At 70.7% G+C, this 15,862-nt stretch carries 18 protein-coding genes; 10 read left to right on the top strand and 8 right to left on the bottom strand.

All coding sequences use genetic code 11. The annotated features are described in order from the left end of the window. Positions 1-69 precede the first annotated feature (69 nt). The 3 genes from U8D42_RS19855 to U8D42_RS19845 all read left to right on the top strand — a co-directional run bounded on the left by U8D42_RS19855 (position 70) and on the right by U8D42_RS19845 (position 3,968). Complete coding sequence (locus tag U8D42_RS19855) at positions 70-1,989, top strand: Hsp70 family protein (RefSeq protein WP_322858503.1); 1,920 nt, start codon at positions 70-72, stop codon at positions 1,987-1,989. Positions 1,990-2,140: 151 nt separating this feature from the next. Further along, positions 2,141-3,490: a DUF7159 family protein gene (locus U8D42_RS19850; RefSeq protein WP_322858504.1), complete on the top strand. Its 1,350-nt coding sequence runs from the start codon at positions 2,141-2,143 to the stop codon at positions 3,488-3,490. A 67-nt stretch (positions 3,491-3,557) separates the two neighbouring features. Further along, positions 3,558-3,968, top strand: a complete 411-nt coding sequence (locus tag U8D42_RS19845) for a hypothetical protein (protein WP_322858505.1) — start codon at positions 3,558-3,560, stop codon at positions 3,966-3,968. Positions 3,969-3,983: 15 nt separating this feature from the next. Here the strand turns inward: U8D42_RS19845 and U8D42_RS19840 are convergent, their stop codons facing one another. Next, the gene (locus tag U8D42_RS19840; RefSeq protein WP_322858506.1) at positions 3,984-4,679 is read right to left on the bottom strand and encodes a DUF3060 domain-containing protein; all 696 of its coding nucleotides are present in this window, start codon (positions 4,677-4,679) and stop codon (positions 3,984-3,986) included. 56 nt (positions 4,680-4,735) lie between these two features. Between U8D42_RS19840 and U8D42_RS19835 the strand changes: the two genes are divergently transcribed. Further along, a complete protein-coding gene (locus tag U8D42_RS19835; RefSeq protein ID WP_322858507.1) occupies positions 4,736-5,755 on the top strand; it encodes an NADP-dependent oxidoreductase in 1,020 nt (339 codons plus the stop codon). A 152-nt stretch (positions 5,756-5,907) separates the two neighbouring features. Further along, positions 5,908-6,738, top strand: a complete 831-nt coding sequence (locus tag U8D42_RS19830) for a glycoside hydrolase family 16 protein (protein ID WP_085238481.1) — start codon at positions 5,908-5,910, stop codon at positions 6,736-6,738. Here the strand turns inward: U8D42_RS19830 and U8D42_RS19825 are convergent, their stop codons facing one another. Together U8D42_RS19825 and U8D42_RS19820 are read right to left on the bottom strand one after the other, a co-directional pair. Further along, positions 6,739-8,256 carry a glycosyltransferase family 39 protein gene (locus tag U8D42_RS19825; protein WP_322858508.1) on the bottom strand — a complete coding sequence of 506 codons (1,518 nt, stop codon included), beginning with the start codon at positions 8,254-8,256 and terminating at the stop codon, positions 6,739-6,741. A 57-nt stretch (positions 8,257-8,313) separates the two neighbouring features. Further along, positions 8,314-8,541, bottom strand: coding sequence for a hypothetical protein (locus tag U8D42_RS19820; protein WP_322858509.1), 228 nt, complete (start codon positions 8,539-8,541; stop codon positions 8,314-8,316). A 107-nt stretch (positions 8,542-8,648) separates the two neighbouring features. Between U8D42_RS19820 and U8D42_RS19815 the strand changes: the two genes are divergently transcribed. From U8D42_RS19815 to U8D42_RS19805, 3 genes are read left to right on the top strand one after another with little or no spacing between them, the layout of a single operon-like run. Next, complete coding sequence (locus U8D42_RS19815; protein ID WP_322858510.1) at positions 8,649-8,957, top strand: hypothetical protein; 309 nt, start codon at positions 8,649-8,651, stop codon at positions 8,955-8,957. A 40-nt stretch (positions 8,958-8,997) separates the two neighbouring features. Then, positions 8,998-9,648: a GAP family protein gene (locus U8D42_RS19810; RefSeq protein ID WP_322858810.1), complete on the top strand. Its 651-nt coding sequence runs from the start codon at positions 8,998-9,000 to the stop codon at positions 9,646-9,648. A 10-nt stretch (positions 9,649-9,658) separates the two neighbouring features. Further along, entirely contained in the window at positions 9,659-10,330 is a 672-nt protein-coding gene (locus U8D42_RS19805; protein WP_322858511.1) for a GAP family protein, read from the top strand. Here U8D42_RS19805 and U8D42_RS19800 read toward each other — a convergent pair. Beyond that, positions 10,318-11,091, bottom strand: a complete 774-nt coding sequence (locus U8D42_RS19800; protein ID WP_322858811.1) for a hypothetical protein — start codon at positions 11,089-11,091, stop codon at positions 10,318-10,320. The two genes, U8D42_RS19805 and U8D42_RS19800, sit on opposite strands and share 13 nt — an antisense overlap. Before the next feature lie 28 nt (positions 11,092-11,119). On the opposite strand from U8D42_RS19800, the gene U8D42_RS19795 reads away from it, so the two are divergent. Then, positions 11,120-12,610, top strand: a complete 1,491-nt coding sequence (locus U8D42_RS19795; RefSeq protein ID WP_322858512.1) for a bifunctional phosphatase PAP2/diacylglycerol kinase family protein — start codon at positions 11,120-11,122, stop codon at positions 12,608-12,610. Between the two features lie 7 nt (positions 12,611-12,617). On the opposite strand, the gene U8D42_RS19790 is transcribed toward U8D42_RS19795, so the two are convergent. Then, a complete protein-coding gene (locus tag U8D42_RS19790; RefSeq protein WP_431523796.1) occupies positions 12,618-12,962 on the bottom strand; it encodes a DUF732 domain-containing protein in 345 nt (114 codons plus the stop codon). Positions 12,963-13,122: 160 nt separating this feature from the next. After that, complete coding sequence (locus U8D42_RS19785; RefSeq protein ID WP_085238499.1) at positions 13,123-13,467, bottom strand: DUF732 domain-containing protein; 345 nt, start codon at positions 13,465-13,467, stop codon at positions 13,123-13,125. Between the two features lie 325 nt (positions 13,468-13,792). Here U8D42_RS19785 and U8D42_RS19780 point away from each other — a divergent pair, with 325 nt between their 5' ends. Further along, positions 13,793-14,344, top strand: coding sequence for a hypothetical protein (locus U8D42_RS19780; protein WP_322858513.1), 552 nt, complete (start codon positions 13,793-13,795; stop codon positions 14,342-14,344). 198 nt (positions 14,345-14,542) lie between these two features. Here the strand turns inward: U8D42_RS19780 and U8D42_RS19775 are convergent, their stop codons facing one another. Then, complete coding sequence (locus U8D42_RS19775; RefSeq protein ID WP_085238488.1) at positions 14,543-15,364, bottom strand: L,D-transpeptidase; 822 nt, start codon at positions 15,362-15,364, stop codon at positions 14,543-14,545. A gap of 213 nt (positions 15,365-15,577) precedes the next feature. Beyond that, a complete protein-coding gene (locus U8D42_RS19770; RefSeq protein ID WP_322858514.1) occupies positions 15,578-15,823 on the bottom strand; it encodes a hypothetical protein in 246 nt (81 codons plus the stop codon). Positions 15,824-15,862: the final 39 nt, after the last annotated feature.

Here is a 15,862-nt window from a genome sequence, read left to right as displayed (position 1 = left end):
GGATTTCGGCGTGTCCGCGGCTATGGTTAACGCTGGCCACCGACCCCTATAGACGAAGGTTTTCGCTCTATGTACGACCCACTCGGGTTGTCGATCGGGACCACGAACCTGGTCGCTGCGCGCAACGAAAGCCCGCCGGTTACCCGGCGTTCGGTGCTGACGCTGTATCCGCACTGTGCGCCGAAAGTCGGCCTGCTCGAGGGAGATTCATACCTCGCCGAGCCCGGCGTGATGATGAGAGGCTTCGTCGAGCGCATCGGTGACTCGGTGGCGCTGGTGTCGGCCGACGGGTCCGCGCACGACCCCGAACTGCTGACGGTGGAGGCCCTCGACGCGATGGTGTGCGCCGCTGGCGCGGACGCATCCTCCTCGGACATCTCCATTGCCGTGCCCGCGTACTGGAAACCCGCGACGGTGCAGGCATTGCGCGACGGGTTGCGGACCCACCTGGGATTCGTGCGCAGCGGCACGGCGCCCCGGCTGATCTCGGATGCGATCGCGTCGTTGGCCGCCGTGAAGTCCGAGCTCGGCTTGCCCGAGGACGGTGTGGTGGGGCTGCTCGACTTCGGCGGTGGCGGCACCTCGGCGACGCTGGTCGATGTCGCGGGCGACTTCGAAATCATCAGCGCAACAATGCGTTACGCGGGCCTATCCGGTGACGAGATCGACCAGGAGCTGCTGCTGCGGGTTTTCGAGGAGCTCGGCCGCGGCAGTGGCATGGACCCGGGGAGCACGGCCGCCGTGGGGCAGCTCGGCGAACTCCGGGAACAGTGCCGCCTGGCCAAGGAACGGCTGTCCGTCGACGTGGTCACCGAGATCGCCGCCGAACTCGGCGGTCGCAGCTGCAATTTCACGCTCCGGCGCGACGATCTCGAAGACCTGATGGCGGACCGGCTGACCGGTTTCATCTACGCCTTCGACGACATGCTGGTGCGCTACCGCAAGAGCTGGGCCGACCTCGCGGCGGTGGTGACCGTCGGTGGGGGTGCACACATTCCGCTTGTCGCTGAACGGCTTTCGATCCACGGGCGCACCCCGGTCCTGGCACCGTCGCAGCCCGCGCTTTCGGCGGCCGGCGGCGCGTTGCTGCTGGCGTCCCGCGGCGAAGGGCTGAGCCTGCGCACGCGCACGTCGATAGGCCTGCTCGCGGCCGCCAACGCCGCCGGCGACGTCATCGACCTCGGGGCCGGTGACGTGCTGGTGATCGACGACGAGGCGTTGACCGACCGCGAGCTGGCGTGGTCGCAGACGGAGGACCCAGGGGACCTGCGGGTGCGGTTCGGCGGCGAGATCTACGACGAGGACGGTCCGGCCGGCTGGTCGATGCGGCTGAACGTGATCGACCCGCCCCGGGACCGGTCGTGGCGCCGCCTGCGGTTGTCGCAGTTGATCATCGGCATGTCCGCGCTGGTGGCCATGACGGCGATCGGCGGGGTGGCCTACACGCTGACCGGCATCGAAAACCGCCAGGCCCCCCCGGCGCCCAGCGTGGCGCCCCGGCCGGCGCCGCCGGCCAGCCCCCTGGTCCCGCGCACCGTCGCGCCGCCGCCCCCGACCGCCGTGCCGGCCCCGCCCAGCGCCGCGCCGGTGCCCAGCCCCGCGCCCCCGCCGCCGCAACCACCGCCATCGCCGCCGCCGCCGCCCCCGCCGCCGGTGGTGGTCACCACGCAGGCACCGCCCGTCTACACCCCGCGGCACACCGCGCCGCCGTCGACCCAGCCGCCGACCACGACGGCCGTGACGACGCCACCCCCACCGACCACCACGACCGAGACGCCACCCCCGCCGTCGACCACCACGACCACCACCACGACGGTGCCGATGACCACCGAGTGGATCCACGTCCCGCTGCTGCCGGTGCCCATCCCGGTTCCGGTGCCGCAGACGCAGGCCCCGCAGGCGCCCCAGGCGCCGCAGTACACGCCGTATCCGCAATACCCGCAGTACCCGGGGAACGCCCAGAATCCGTTCCTGAGCCCCGGCTACTAGTCCGGCGTCCGTCCTGGCGGGCACGCGGAAGAAGCGCGCCCGCGCCCGCGCGGGTAGCGTGGTGTCACCCGGTCGGGGCGGGTTCATCGGCGGTGGCCTCACCCCGGGCGGCGGAGAAATCAGCGCACACCAGCGGACTGTGGAGGCATACGTGGACATCGTGCTTGGGGTCTCAATGGCTCCCGAGACGGTCCGCCTGGTGGTCATCGAGGGGCAGGACGCCGACGGCGTCACCGTCGAACAGGACGAGTTCGAGGTGGCCGCCACCGGCGGGGGCTCGGTGGCCGCCGGTGCGGTCGACCAAGTGCTTGCGGCGATCGGCGGCACCCGCGAAGGCGCGCTCGCGGGCGGCTACAACCTGGTGTCGACGGGAGTGACCTGGACGGATCCCGCCGGCGTGGGCGCACTGCGGGATGCGATGGCCCGCAACGGCATGGGCAGCGTGATGCTGGTGTCCCCGCTGCTGGCCGCGGCCGCACTCACCCAGACCGTCGGTTCCGCGCTCGGCTACGAGCACATCGCGATGCTGTTCGTGGAGCCCGAGACCGCGACGCTGGCCGTCGTGGACGTCACCGACGGTTCGATCGTCGACCTGCACCGCCAGCAGCTGGCCAACCCGCAGTCGCTGGTCGCCGAGCTGGCGACGATGGTCGCCGGCCTGGACACGCGGGGAGCGCGGGCGGACGGCGTCTTCCTGGTCGGCTGCGGCACGGACATCGTGGCCGTCAAGCCGGCGCTCGAGGCGGCCACCCCGCTCGAGGTGACGGCTCCGGAGGAACCGGAGATGGCCCTGGCCCGCGGGGCGGCGCTGGCGTCGGCGAACGCGCCGCTGTTCGCCTCGTCCACGGCCGCCCTGGCGTACGCCCTGGACCCGGGCACCGGAGAGGTGAGCCCGCGTCCGCTCGGCCCCGCTTACCTCGACGTGTGGGGCAACGCGGACCCCGGCGCGCTGGCCTACAGCGCGATCGAGGACGAGGACGAGGTGATTCCGCGCCGGCGCAGGCCCATGTTCCTCGCCGGCAGCGCGCTGGCCGCGATCGCGGCCAGCGTCGCCGGCGTGGTGCTGTTTTCGCTGACCTCCGACCGGCCCAGCGTGCCGCAGAACCCGCGGGTCAGCGTCGCCACCCCGGCCAGGCAGCTGCCGGCCCACGCGCCGAGCGCGCCGCCGCAAGCGCAGCCACCCGCCCCGACTCCGCCACCGCCGACCGTGGTGGCCGCCCCGCGGCCGGCCCCGCCGGTCGCCGAGCAGCCCGCGCCCCAAACCCCGGCGAAGCCGCCGCCGGCCGCGCCGGTCTACCGCGCCCCGAGCCGGCCCGCCCCGCAGTACACCCCCGCCCCCGTCGAACGACCGGCTCCCGCACCGCCCCCGGCGGCTCCTCCGCCGCCTCCGCCGCCGGCCGCGCCGCCACTGCCGGCCATGCCCCCGGTGACGATGTATCTGCATTTCCCCTTCGTGACGGTGCCGATTCCCCTCAACCCGCCGCCCCCGCCGGGGCGCTGAGGACGTGGCGCGCGACGGCGCGTGCGCGCACACTGGGCGGTGACGGCACGAGCGGCGAGGAGGTCCCGTGGGCGAATACGGTGCGTTCGGGTTTGACCCCGACGAGATCGATCGGATGATCCGCGAGGGCAGCGAGGGCCTGCGCGAGGTTTTCGAGCGGGTCAGCAAATTCGTGGCGGCGCCCGGCGCCCGGCCCGGGTGGTCGTCGTTCTTCGACGACCTGTCGCGGCGCCCCCGCCCCGAGCCCGAGACCGCCGGCGAGGCGGGCGATGGTGTCTGGGCCATCTACACCACCGACGCCGACGGCGGCGCGCACGTGGAACAGGTCTATGCGACCGAACTCGACGCGCTGCGCGCCAACAAGGACAACGTCGACCCCCAACGCAAGGTCCGGTTCCTGCCGTATGGCATCGCGGTCAGCGTCCTCGACGGCGATTCGACCGGCGAGGAATCCGGCGAGGCGCCGCACGACTCCTGACGCCGGCGCCCGGCCTCAGCCCTGCCCGACGACGTTCGACCCCCCGGAGTTGCTGACCTTCGGCGTCCCCGTGTGGTAGGTGACCTTGTTGTTGAAGCCGGACGCTTCGATGCTGTCGACCGCGTCGACGGTGATTTCGTTCTGCACGCCCGACACGGTGAGGCTCGCGCAGTGGCCGCTGATCACCACCGTGTTGGAGACCCCGCTGACGCTGATGACGTTGTCGTTGCAGGCGATCGTCCGGTTCTCGCCGATCCCGGAGACGCTGAGCTTGGCGCCCGGAGGCGGGGCGGGTGACGTCGACGGGCCGGGCGTTCGGGCCCGGGTGGTCGACGGGGCGGTGGCGCCCGGGGTGGTGGTCGCGGGACCGAACGTGTCGGTGATGGCCGGCGGGGAAGTGATGATGGAGCGGACACCGGAAAGCTGGTGCGCCGCAAAGGCGGCGATGCCGCCGGCGAGGGCGATGACGCCGACCACGATGACCGTGCCCACGATCCACCACATGCGGTTGCCCGACGGGGGCCGCGGGGGCGGGCCCATCAACGGGCCGCCGTAGCTCCACGGCGGCGGTGGCGGAGGGCCGGCCACCGGCCCGGGCGGGTAAGGCTGGGCGGCGGGTTGCGCGCTGCCCACTTCGGATGCCCGGGCCGCCTCGGCGAGCGGGCGCTCGAGTTCCCGGATCCGTTCCTCCGGGTCGTCGTTTGCTGGCATGCGTTGAATATGCCATTCGCGTCGGTAGTTTCGTGCGGTTCGGTAGTTTCTGCTTCGTGCCCGAGTTGCCAAACCGTCAGGTCGTGTTGCGTCGCCGTCCCACCGGGCTGATCCGGCCCGGCGACACGGAGCTGGTCACCACGCCGGCGCCGGAACCGGCGGAGGGGGAGGCGCTGCTGCGCACCACCTACGTCGGCATCGACGCCGCCGCCCGCACCTGGCTCGACGATCAGCCCGGCTACCTCCCGCCGGTGCAGCTGGGCGAGGTCATCCGCGCGGCCGGGATCGGCGAGGTGGTCGAATCGCGCTGCGACGCCTACGCCGTCGGCGACGTCGTCACCACGCTGACCGGCTTCGCCGAGTACGCGATCATCCGCGACGACCTGTTCAGCACGCCCATCCCGGGCGAGGACGACCAGCTGGCGATCATGTCGGTGTACGGGCCGACCGGCGCCACCGCCTATTTCGGGATGACCGACATCGGCAAGCCGAAGGCCGGGGAGACGGTCGTGGTCTCGGCGGCCGCGGGTGCCACCGGATCGGTGGCCGGGCAGATCGCCAAGATCGCCGGCGCCCGGGTGGTCGGGATCGCGGGCGGGCCTGAGAAGTGCCGGGCCGTGGTCGAGGACTTCGGGTTCGACGCGTGCATCGATTACAAGAACGACGACCTGACGGCGGCGCTCAAGCGGCACTGTCCGCAGCGCGTCGACGTCTACTTCGACAACGTCGGCGGCCCGATCCTCGATGCGGTGCTGGGCCGCCTGGCCCCGCGCGCCCGCGTCGTCCTGTGCGGGGTGATCTCCAGCTACCTGACCGGCGAGCACCCGGGTCCGGCCAACTACGTGAACCTGCTGTCCAAGACGGCGTTGATGCAGGGGTTCAACGCCCTGGACCAGTGGGGACGCTTCGACGAGGCCTTCGCCGCGCTGCGGCAGTGGGAGGCCGAGGGCAGGCTCAAGCACCGCGAGACCATCTTCGAGGGCATCGAGTCGTGCGTCGACGCCCTCAACGGCCTGTTCACCGGGGTCAACATCGGTAAGACCTTGGTCAAGCTCAGCGAACCCGCTGCCCGCTGAACCGTCGATCTCGGCGCGCAAAACTCGCCGCCGCGGGCCGGATGCGGGGTGCACGGCACCCCGCCGCGTGGTTTCATAACACCGTTTGCAAAAGTTGCTTAGGGGTATCGCGCTAGGTCGTAACACGGCTTTCACGATTGGTGGGTTGGTAGATGGATCGTCGCAGCATGATGTTGATGTCCGGGCTCGGCATGCTGGGGGCTGCGATGCGGTTGCCGGGCGCCTGGGCCGCCCCGGCGGCACCGGAGGCGCCCCCGTCGGCCGGTCCCGGCGGGCCGTACATCTTCGCCGACGAGTTCGACGGGCCCGCGGGCTCGCCGCCCGATCCGGGCAAGTGGACGATCCAGACCTGGCAGGACGACGTGTTCCCTCCGGTCGAGGGCATCTACCGCGACGACCGGCAAAACGTGTTCCAGGACGGGCATTCCAACCTCGTCCTGTGCGCCACCCACGACCTGCTGAGCAACACCTATTACAGCGGCAAGCTGCGCGGCAACTTCCGCAGCATGATCAACCAGACCTGGGAGGCGCGGATCAAGCTCGACTGCCTGTACCCCGGCCTGTGGCCGTCGTTCTGGGGTGTCAACGAGGACCCGCTGCCCGACGGCGAGGTGGACATCTTCGAGTGGTACGGCAACGGCCAGTGGGCCCCGGGCACCACCGTCCACGCGGCGTCCAACGGCAAGACCTGGGAGGGCAAGTCGATCCCGGGCTTGGTCGACAGCAACTGGCACACCTGGCGAATGCATTGGGGTGAAGAGGGATTCGAGTTCGCCCGGGACGGGGCGGAGTACTTCAAGGTTCCCAACAAGCCCATCCACGTCGCCGGCGGCGCCCCCGACGATTTCCGGTGGCCGTTCAACATTCCCGGTTACTGGATGACGCCGATGTTCACCCTCGCCGTGGGCGGCGTCGGCGCCGGCGATCCCGCGGCCGGCACCTTCCCGGCCTCGATGCTGGTGGACTACATCCGGATCTGGTGACTAACGCTCGGCTTTGAGCACCTGAACCAGGTTGAACTGCCAGCGCTCGACCAGCCGGAAGCCCAGGTCGTGCGGCACCGCGAAGGCGGGGGTCGCCCCGTAGCGGGGGCCGGGCGGAATCGCCGGACCCTGCTCGTGGGCCGGCTGTGCCGGGTCGGCCTGGGTGATGATCCACACGACGCCGCAGTGGCTCAGCGGGTTCGCGACGACCTCGGGGATGAGGTTGGTGTCGAAGACGTCGTTGCGGTCGGTGGCCCGTTGCCACAGGGTGAGGTCGATCAGCCTGCGGTAGGCGTCCGGGCGCGCCGCCAGCAGCGGGCGCATCGGGGCGGGCATGAACGTCACCGTGTCGTTCACCAGCAGGCAATCGCCGGGCGCGGCCTTGGCGCCGATCAGATCGGCCACCTGGCTGTAGTCCATCCCGTACTTGGCGTACGGGTTACGTTGGGCGAACAGGTAATTCGGTGCCGCGGCGGCGGCGAAAAGGGCGACCAGGGCCGCCGTCCGCCACGGCCGCACGGTGACCGCGGCGGCGCAGACCCCCAGGATCAGCGCCATTCCCGGCGCCGTGAACGTCATATAGCGCGGGGTGTAGATCGGGTGCACCCAAGCCGAGTAGGCCAGGATGGCCGCGGTCGGCAGGGCCAGCCACGCGGTCGCCAGCGCCAGCAGTTGCCCGTCGGCCCGCGCCAGGGCCGCGGACCCGCTGAGCCACAACGCGATAGCCGCCGCGATCACCAGCGCCGACAGCACGGCGAACGGCGGGCTGCGCTCGAAATACTGTTGCACCACGACGTCTTCGAGGGTCCGTCGGCCGATCGGCGCGATCCAGCTGATCTGGTGCGCCTGCCCGGCGACCGTCAGCAAGAACGGCGTCATGGCGCAGACCGCGACGGCCGCCGTGGCGGCGAACCGCAGCACGACCGTTCGCCCGCAACGGGACACCATGACCAGGACCAGGTGGGCGGCGACCAGCAGCGCGAGGTAGACCTCGAGCGTGATCGACGCCGCGAGGGCGGCCCCGTAGGCCGCCCACAGCCAGCCGGTGTCGCGGCGCATGGCGCGAACCAGCAACACCGTCAGCCACACCGCCGCCATCATCGACAGCGCATAGGGACGGGCCTCGATGCCCGCCCAGGTCGTCCGGGGCAGGACGGCGCAGAAGACGCCGGCCGCGACCGCGGCCGTGCGCGACGAAAACTGTCTGCCCAACACCACGATTCCGGCGGCGGCGGCGCCGACGGCCAGCCCGCTCGGCGCGCGCGAGAAGAACTCGGTGGGCGGAAAGACCTGAAACCAGGCGTGCATGAGCAGGTAGTACGCACCGTGCACGGCGTCGACGTTGCCCAGCATCCGCCACAGCTGGGCGAGCGAACGGCTGTAGGCCGCGGAAATGGTGGCGGCCTCGTCGTACCAGAACGAGGGGCGGGACGCGCCGCCCAGGCTCACCGCGACGGCGAGCACCCCGACGAGCAGCGGGTCCAGCGCGGCCGGCGGGCGGCGAAGCGGGTTCCGCACGCCGCTATGGTGCCAGAAGCGGAGTGTGGGCCCGTCCGGCCCCGCCGCCGGCCGAAGCTAGTTGAGCAGCCAGACGTGCCAGAACCCGTCGGAGCCCAGGCGGCAGTTCCAATGGGTGTACAGGTTGTCGTTGTGCGTGAGCTCGACGTGCGGGGCGTCCGCTTCGCAGCCGGCCTGGCTCGAGTAGTTGCCCTCGACCTCGATCTCGTCGGCACCGGCGACGCCCACCCCGGTGGTGAGCAGCCCGGCCAACGCCAATAGGCCGGCGGCGCAAGCCATCTTCATGTGGACCTCCCGTTGGTGGCTGAGCCGACTATATCGACGGGCTCCGGCCGCGGCGCGAAAACGAATAACTCGGCAACCCGCCCTTCATTCGAACGTATGATCGATCGATGGGGCAGTTTGCGTCCATCGGGTACAACGGCCAACCGGTCCGCAGCCCGTTCCGGGTGGTGCGTCCGGCGATCACGGTCCTGGTGGACCTGACGGTGTTGTTCCCGCGCGAGCCGCACCGCTCCGGCCGGTATCAGCCCAACGGTCTGCAACTGCACAAGGTGGTCGAGGGCCTGCTCAGTTGCTGGGGCCTCTGCGAGCAGGGCGACTGGTGGGGCCTGGTGACCTACCCGGTCGACTACGGCTCCGAGCGCAAAACCGTGACGCATTGGGTGCCCGCCTGGACGCTGCGCCGAAACCGGTTATGAGATGCGATGATTGCTGTCCGTGGACGTAAGTTGGGGTTCGGTGCTGACCAAGCTCGTCGCGCTGGCGGCGGTCATCGCGCTCTCGCCGCTCACGGTGATCCCGGCGGTGCTGGTCCTGCACGCGCCCCGTCCACGGCCCACCGGCCTGGCGTTCCTCGCCGGATGGGTGCTGGGCCTGGCCGGCCTGACCGCGATTTTCGTCGGCGGCTCGGGGCTGCTCGAAGGCCTGCACAAGGCGCCACCGACGTGGGCGTCGTGGCTGCGCGTGGCGCTGGGGTCGGCGCTGATCGCCCTGGGCGTCTATCACTGGCTGATCCGGCATCGGCACGGCGACATGCCGCGCTGGATGCGTTCGTTCGCCACGCTCACCCCGGCGCGCGCCGGGCTGACCGCCGCGGTGCTGGTGGTGCTGCGGCCCGAGGTGCTCCTGGTCTGTGTCGCGGCCGGACTGGCCATCGGCAACAGCACCCTGGGTGCCGCCGGCCAGTTGCTGGCCGGCGCGTTCTATCTCGCCATCGCCGCGTCGACGGTCGCACTCCCGATCTTGGGTTACGTCTGGGCCGGGGACCGCCTCGACGACGCGCTGGAACGCCTCAAGGTCTGGATGGAGGATCATCACGCGGCGCTGCTCGCGATCATCCTCGTTCTGATCGGTTTGTTCGTGCTCCACAACGGGATTCGCGCCCTGTAGATTGCTGCCCATGGCAGGAAGCTGGGGCACCGTGCTGACCGGGCTCGTCCCGCTCGGGCTGGTCGTCTCGCTCTCGCCGCTCACGGTGATCCCGGCGGTGCTGGTGCTGCAGGCGCCGCGCCCACGGCCGAGCGGCCTGGCGTTCCTGGGCGGCTGGACGCTGAGCCTGGCCGCGCTGACGGCGGTCTCCGTCGCGACCTCCCACCTGCTCGGTGGCCTGGACAAGTCGCCGCCGCGGTGGTCGTCGTGGTTGCGCGTCGTCCTGGGGTCGGCGTTGATCGTGTACGGCATCTACAAATGGCTGAACCGGCGCGGCAACGCGGAGTCGCCGGCCTGGATGCGCTCGTTCGCCAGCATCACCCCGCCCCGCGCGGGGATCATGGGGGCGGCGCTGGCCGTGGTGCGGCCGGACGTGCTGCTCATCTGCGTCCCGGCGGGACTGGGCATCGGCACCGCCGGGCTGGGCCTGGTCGGCGACTGGGTGGCCGCCGCGTTCTTCGTCGTCATCGCGGTATCCAGCGTCGCGATCCCGATCCTGGCCTACGCGGCGGCCGGGAGCCGCCTCGACGACACCCTGGCGCGGCTCAAAGACTGGATGGACCGAAACAACGCCGCCCTGCTCGCGGCCGTCCTGGTGGTGATCGGCGCGATGCTGCTCTACCACGGCATTCACGCCCTGTAGCCGCCATCGGCCAGGCCGGCGTCCTCCTCGAGCCTGTTGATGGCGCCGAAGGCGTATTCGCGGACCAGCTCGCGACCGTAGTCGGCCAGCATGCCCGCGTAGCCCTTCGCCGCCCACTGCCGGCAGTGGCGTTCTTCGTGGTGCAGCACCCGGTCCAGGTCCAGGACGCTCTCCACCGGTCTTCCGTCGGCGCCGAGGTACCAGGCATGCCCGGACTCCACGATCCGGCTCAGCCAGGCGGCGGGGTCGGAGAGGGCGCCCAGGTTGACCATGAAGATGTCGCCCCAGGTGGTGCCCCCGCGTCGGCAGAATTGCCGCTGGACCCAGTTGCCGCCCAAGCCCATCAGGATGCCGTTCGGCGTCGCCACCAGGCGTCCGCCGTTGCGGTCGACGAACCGCACGTCGCGGGTGTAGCTCCAGCGGTTCGCCTGCTGCCGCAGCGTGATTCGCGTGACTTCGGCGGCGCTGTAGGGCGTCGGGGGGAAATCGGTGCGCTGCGTCCCCTTGCCGCCGTAGCCGGTGCCCGCGTTCAGGATGTAGGTGCACAGCGCCGCCGCGCGGGCGTCGCCGCCGCTGGTGCCGCGCGGCAGGAGGAAGAAGGATTTGCCGTCCGGGTCGGTGATCTGGGCCATGCGCCCGAGCACCCGGAAGCTCGCCGGGGTGACGGCGTGCCGGCGGGCGACCTCCGCCACGACGTCCGGGGCCACGCCCCGCCGTGCGGCGTTGGCCCGCCATGCCTCGAAGTAGCCCGCTGCGTCCATGTCCGCCAACCAATTTAGGGTGTAGCGAATGAACAGGCGGCCCTGGCGACGCGCGCGCGGCATCAACCAGATCACCCGGGGGCTGGGCACCCTGGACCGCGAGGTCTTCGAAGCGGTCGCCGACACGGACACCCCGCTGCTGAACATGGTCATGCCGCCGCTGACCCGGGCGGCCGACAACTCCAAGCTGTGGTTCGCCATCGCCGCGGCGCTGATGGCCTCGGGGAACCAGAGCGCCCAGCGCGGCGCGACGCGCGGTGCCGTGACGCTCGCGGCCACCAGCCTGGTCACCAACCAGGTCGCCAAACGCATCCGCCGCCGCGCGCGTCCCGGCTACGAATTGGTGCCGCTGGTCAGGCAGGTCCGCCGCCGCCCCACGTCGAACTCCTTCCCGTCAGGGCATTCCGCCAGCGCCGCCGCGTTCGCGGTGGGGGTCGGTCTGGAGAACCCGATGCTGGGTTTCGGGCTGGCGCTGCTGGCCGGACTGGTGGGCCTGTCGCGGGTGGCGACCGGCGCGCACTACCCGGGCGACGTGGTCGCCGGGTTCGGCATCGGTGCGGGCATGGCGGTGCTGGGCGGTCGGCTCGTCCCGCCGATCGTCGACACCGCCCTGCCCACCACCGAACCCCTTCGCGTCGCGACGCCCGAGCGGCCCGACGGCGGCGGGGTGGTGCTGGTGATCAACCCCGAGTCGGGCAGCGGCACCGGGGCGCGCGTCGTCGACGAGGTGCGGGATGCGCTGCCGAAGGTGGAGATCCGGGAGCTGGGCCCCGACGACGATCCGGAGGACGTCTTGCGCGACGCCGCGGCGCGCGCCGAGGTGCTCGCGGTCGGCGGCGGCGACGGCACCGTGGCGGCCGCGGCGGGGGTGGCCGTCGAGGCGGGGCTGCCACTGGCCGTGTTTCCCGCCGGCACGTTCAACCACTTCGCGAAGGACATCGGCTGCGACACCGTGGCCAAGACCGTCGACGCGATCCGCCGCGGCAGCGTCGCGTGCGTGGACCTGGTGTGCCTCAACGAAAGTCAGATGGTCCTCAACACGGCCAGCATCGGCGCCTACCCGGCCTTCGTGCAGCAGCGCGAAAAACTGGAGAAACGCATCGGTAAGCCGCTGGCCGGCATGTACGCGATGCTGCACACGCTGCGCCACGACCAGCCGGTGCGGATCTCATACGACAACAAGACGCTGCTGACGTCGCTGTTCTTCCTCGGGAACTCGCTGTACCTGCCGACCGGGTTCGCCCCGTCGCGCCGGACCCGCATGGACGACGGGCTGATCGATGTCCGCATGCTCGAGGCGGGCCGGCGGTGGGCACGCACCCGGATCCTGGCCGCGCTCGCGCTGGGACGGTTGGAGCGCAGCCCGCTCTACCACGAGCTGCAGGTGCCGGAGTTCAGCTTCGCCGCGGTCGACGGCCCGACGGTCATCGCGTGCGACGGCGAGGTCGGCGACGAATACGAGAAGGCCACCTTCACCGCCAAATACCGCGCCCTGCCGGTGTTCCGGCCCTGCGACTAGTCCCCCGCTAGGCGTTGGGGCACAGGTCGCGCTGGGCGAAGATGACGACGTCTGCGGCCTGCCGTCCAGTGATCCCGCCGGTGCCCTGGCCGGCGTCCGAGCGTTGTATTGCCAGCTCTTCCAGCTGTTGCGGAGAGGCGCCCCAGGAAAGCTGCTGGCACAGATCCGCGCCCATCTGCAGCAGCGCCTCGTCGCCGCCGTTGACGGCGTGGATGCCGGCGTTGTGCAGGTCATTGAGGAAAGCAGTCTCATCGGCCCGGGCCGGGCCGGCCCAGCCGATCGCCGCGGCCAGCAGTGGGCCACCTACGAGAGCCGCACCCATGAGCCGGCCAGAGGGCCGCTTTGCCGCCATTCGATTCTCTCCTTCGTGCCGTGTCCCGATCAACGATGATGCACTTTTACACCAAAGCACCGCGACACACGTTGCCGAAGAGAAATCCCGAGGGTGAATAGTCGGCAAAGACCGATGGCCGAACGGGTTTGGCCGCCGGCCGGGGGTCTGGGCGCGCCGGTTATGCGTCCGGGCAGAGATCGCGCACGGCGAAGCCGACGACGTCGTCGGCCTGTTGGGGCGTGATCCCGCTCGCGCCCTGCGTGCCATCGGAGCGTTGCACCGCGAGGCCCTCGAGTTGCGCCGGGGGAGCGCCCCACGACAGTTGCTGGCAGACGTTCAAGCCCATCTGCACCAGCGCCTCGTCGCCGCCGGTGACCGCGTGGATCCCCACTTTGTGCAGGTCATTGACGAAGCTGGTGGCGTCAGCCTGTGCCGGGCCGGCCCACATCACCCCGGCGACGAAGAGTGGGCCTGCCACCAGCGCGGTGGTCCTGAGTCGGCCGCAGAGCCGCTGTGCCGTCATGGCTGCCTCTCCCTGTCCGTTAGCCGTGTGTTTGTCCACTGTTCACTTATATGGGACCTCCGAAATGTATCGATTCGCCGAAAGTTTCCTGTGAATAAGCTGCGCAAAACCGGGCCGGCCGCGGCCGCGCTGGGGTGGGCAAACACGCGCGGCCGCAACGGACTTCGTGACGCCCTTGTGACGTCACCGTTTGGATACGGTGCGGTGCGGCGCGTCCGGCGTCTCGCGGCCGCTGACGACAATTGGCTCGGTCGCCGGAAGACGGCTACACGGTTCTGCTGCACCAGACTGTTATGTGAGCGCGAATAAAGGAGAGTCGACGCTGATGGCGATCGTCGATCGGTTCAACATGAAAGTAGTTGCCACCCTGGGGTTGTGCGGAGCCGCACTTGCGTTGAGCCCGGAGGCGGCAGCCGCGCCTTTCAAGACGGGCGGCTACGCCTGCATCCAGGGGCAGGCCGGCGCAGCCGGCGCGCCCCTCGCCGGACCGGGGGCCGCCGGTGCCGCCGGCGGGGCGGCGGCCGCGGGCGGAGCGCCGACCGCGGAGGTTTGCGCCGCCAGCGCACCGCTCACCGACATGGCCGGTGTCCCCCTGGCGGTGCCCGGCCCGTTGCCGGTGGGCGCGCCCGTGCCCCTGCCTCTGGGCGCCCCGCTGCCGCTGCCGCTGGGCGCTCCGTTGCCCATCGCCCCGGTGGTGCCGGCCGGTGCCCCGTTGGTCGCCCTCGGTGGGCCGCTGGCGGCCGGCGCCCCCCTCGACGGGGTTGCCGGGGCACCGCTCATCGACATGTCCGGCGTCAAGGACGCCCCGACGGGGCCGGCGCCCACCGGCGGGCCCCAGCCCGGTCAGCCGGTCGCACCCGGCCCGGGCGCGCACTGAGCCCATCCCTAAAGAAAGGACCCGCTGGCGGCCACCAGCGGGTCCTTTCGCATGTGGAGGGTGCTTTGGCCGTCGAGCGTGAAGTTGGTTTCACAGCCGACCGCGAGCGTGAAACCAACTTCACATTCGGCAGCAGGCGAGCGGCGAAAAGCCCGCGCGCTCACGGTGATCGGAGCGTGCGGGCCGGTCCGGGCCCCGTCAGGAGGGAGGCCGCTCCCAAAGGTCTTGCTTGACGATCACGGGGTCGCCGACGTTGACCGTGTTGTAGTACCACTCGGCGTCTTCGGGGCTCAGGCCAATGCAGCCGTGGCTGACATTCTCCAGCCCCATCGACTGGACGGCCCACGGGGCGGAATGCACGAACAGGCCGCGGTTGGTGATCCGGACCGCGTAATCGACGTTGAGCAGGTAACCGTTGGGATCGTCGACCGGGATGCCGACGCTGCTCGAATCCATAAGCACCGAGCGCTCTTTGGACAACACGGTGTAGTTGCCGACCGGGGTCGGGTACTCGGGCCTGCCCATCGACGCCGGCAGCATGCCTTCTTCGCCGAAGTGGGGACGGTGGTGCGGAGTCGGCGGTGGGGCCGCGTCGACTCCGTCGACGCTCACCTTGAAGGTGTGGTCGGTGATGTTGGCGACGCCGACGACCTTCGGCCCGGTCTTGAATTCCGTGGACCGGCCCTCCACCGAGAGCGCCACCGTGCTGTGCGCCGGCCAGTAGTGGGCCGGAACCCACTGCACGACCTTGCTGTCGAGCCATTCGAATGTGCCCGTCATCGCGGGCGTCGACTTGACTGCGATGGTGCGCTCGGCGGCGTGCCGGTTCGCGACGGGGGCGTCGAACGTCACCACCACCGGATGCGCCACACCCACGGTCGCGCCCCGGGCCGGTAGCACCGACGCGATCGTGAAGTCATGCGGCTGGTTCGCCGCCGCCATGCTGGTGCCGGCCGGCCCCGCAATCACACCCGCGGCTATCCCGACCGCCGCAAGAACACACCGAACGTCCGCCCGCATGGCTCCGATTCCTCTAACTGACATGGTTGTAATAGGAGGATCGTAAAGCCCCGTTGACCTGCGGAAGCGCAAGGGCGCGTTAGCATTTGATCAAGCATCGGTCACGTTTCGGCCACGGGGGGTTTAGCCCGCGGATGCGGCCCTGCGCTGGGAATTCTCCACGCGCGGGATGGCGCCCTTGCGAAGGCGATCGCTGGGCCGGGTGGGCCCGGATCAGTTGCGTGTAGCCCGGCCGTCGTCCTGGTCTTCGTCGGGCCAGTAGGCCCACTCGGGAAGTGGCGTGTTCGGCATGGCGCCGTTGATGGACGCCTCGTAACCGGGCTGGGTGCGGCCGCCCCTCCACTGCGGGTTGGACCTGTTGGCCCGCGAGCGACGCACCCCGCGGGCGATCAAGACGACGACGCCGCCGGCGAGGAAGGCGATCAGCGCGACCTTGAGAATCAGCAAGAGCAGGGCCATTTGTCCTCGAGTGTTGCGGGGGAGGTGGTGGCGAGCAGC

Origin of the sequence: Mycobacterium europaeum (assembly GCF_034555895.2) — a bacterium.
In the GTDB taxonomy this organism is placed as follows: Bacteria; Actinomycetota; Actinomycetes; order Mycobacteriales; family Mycobacteriaceae; genus Mycobacterium; species Mycobacterium europaeum.
Note: the sequence above shows the minus strand (reverse complement) of the source record. Positions and strands in the feature narration are given on the sequence as shown.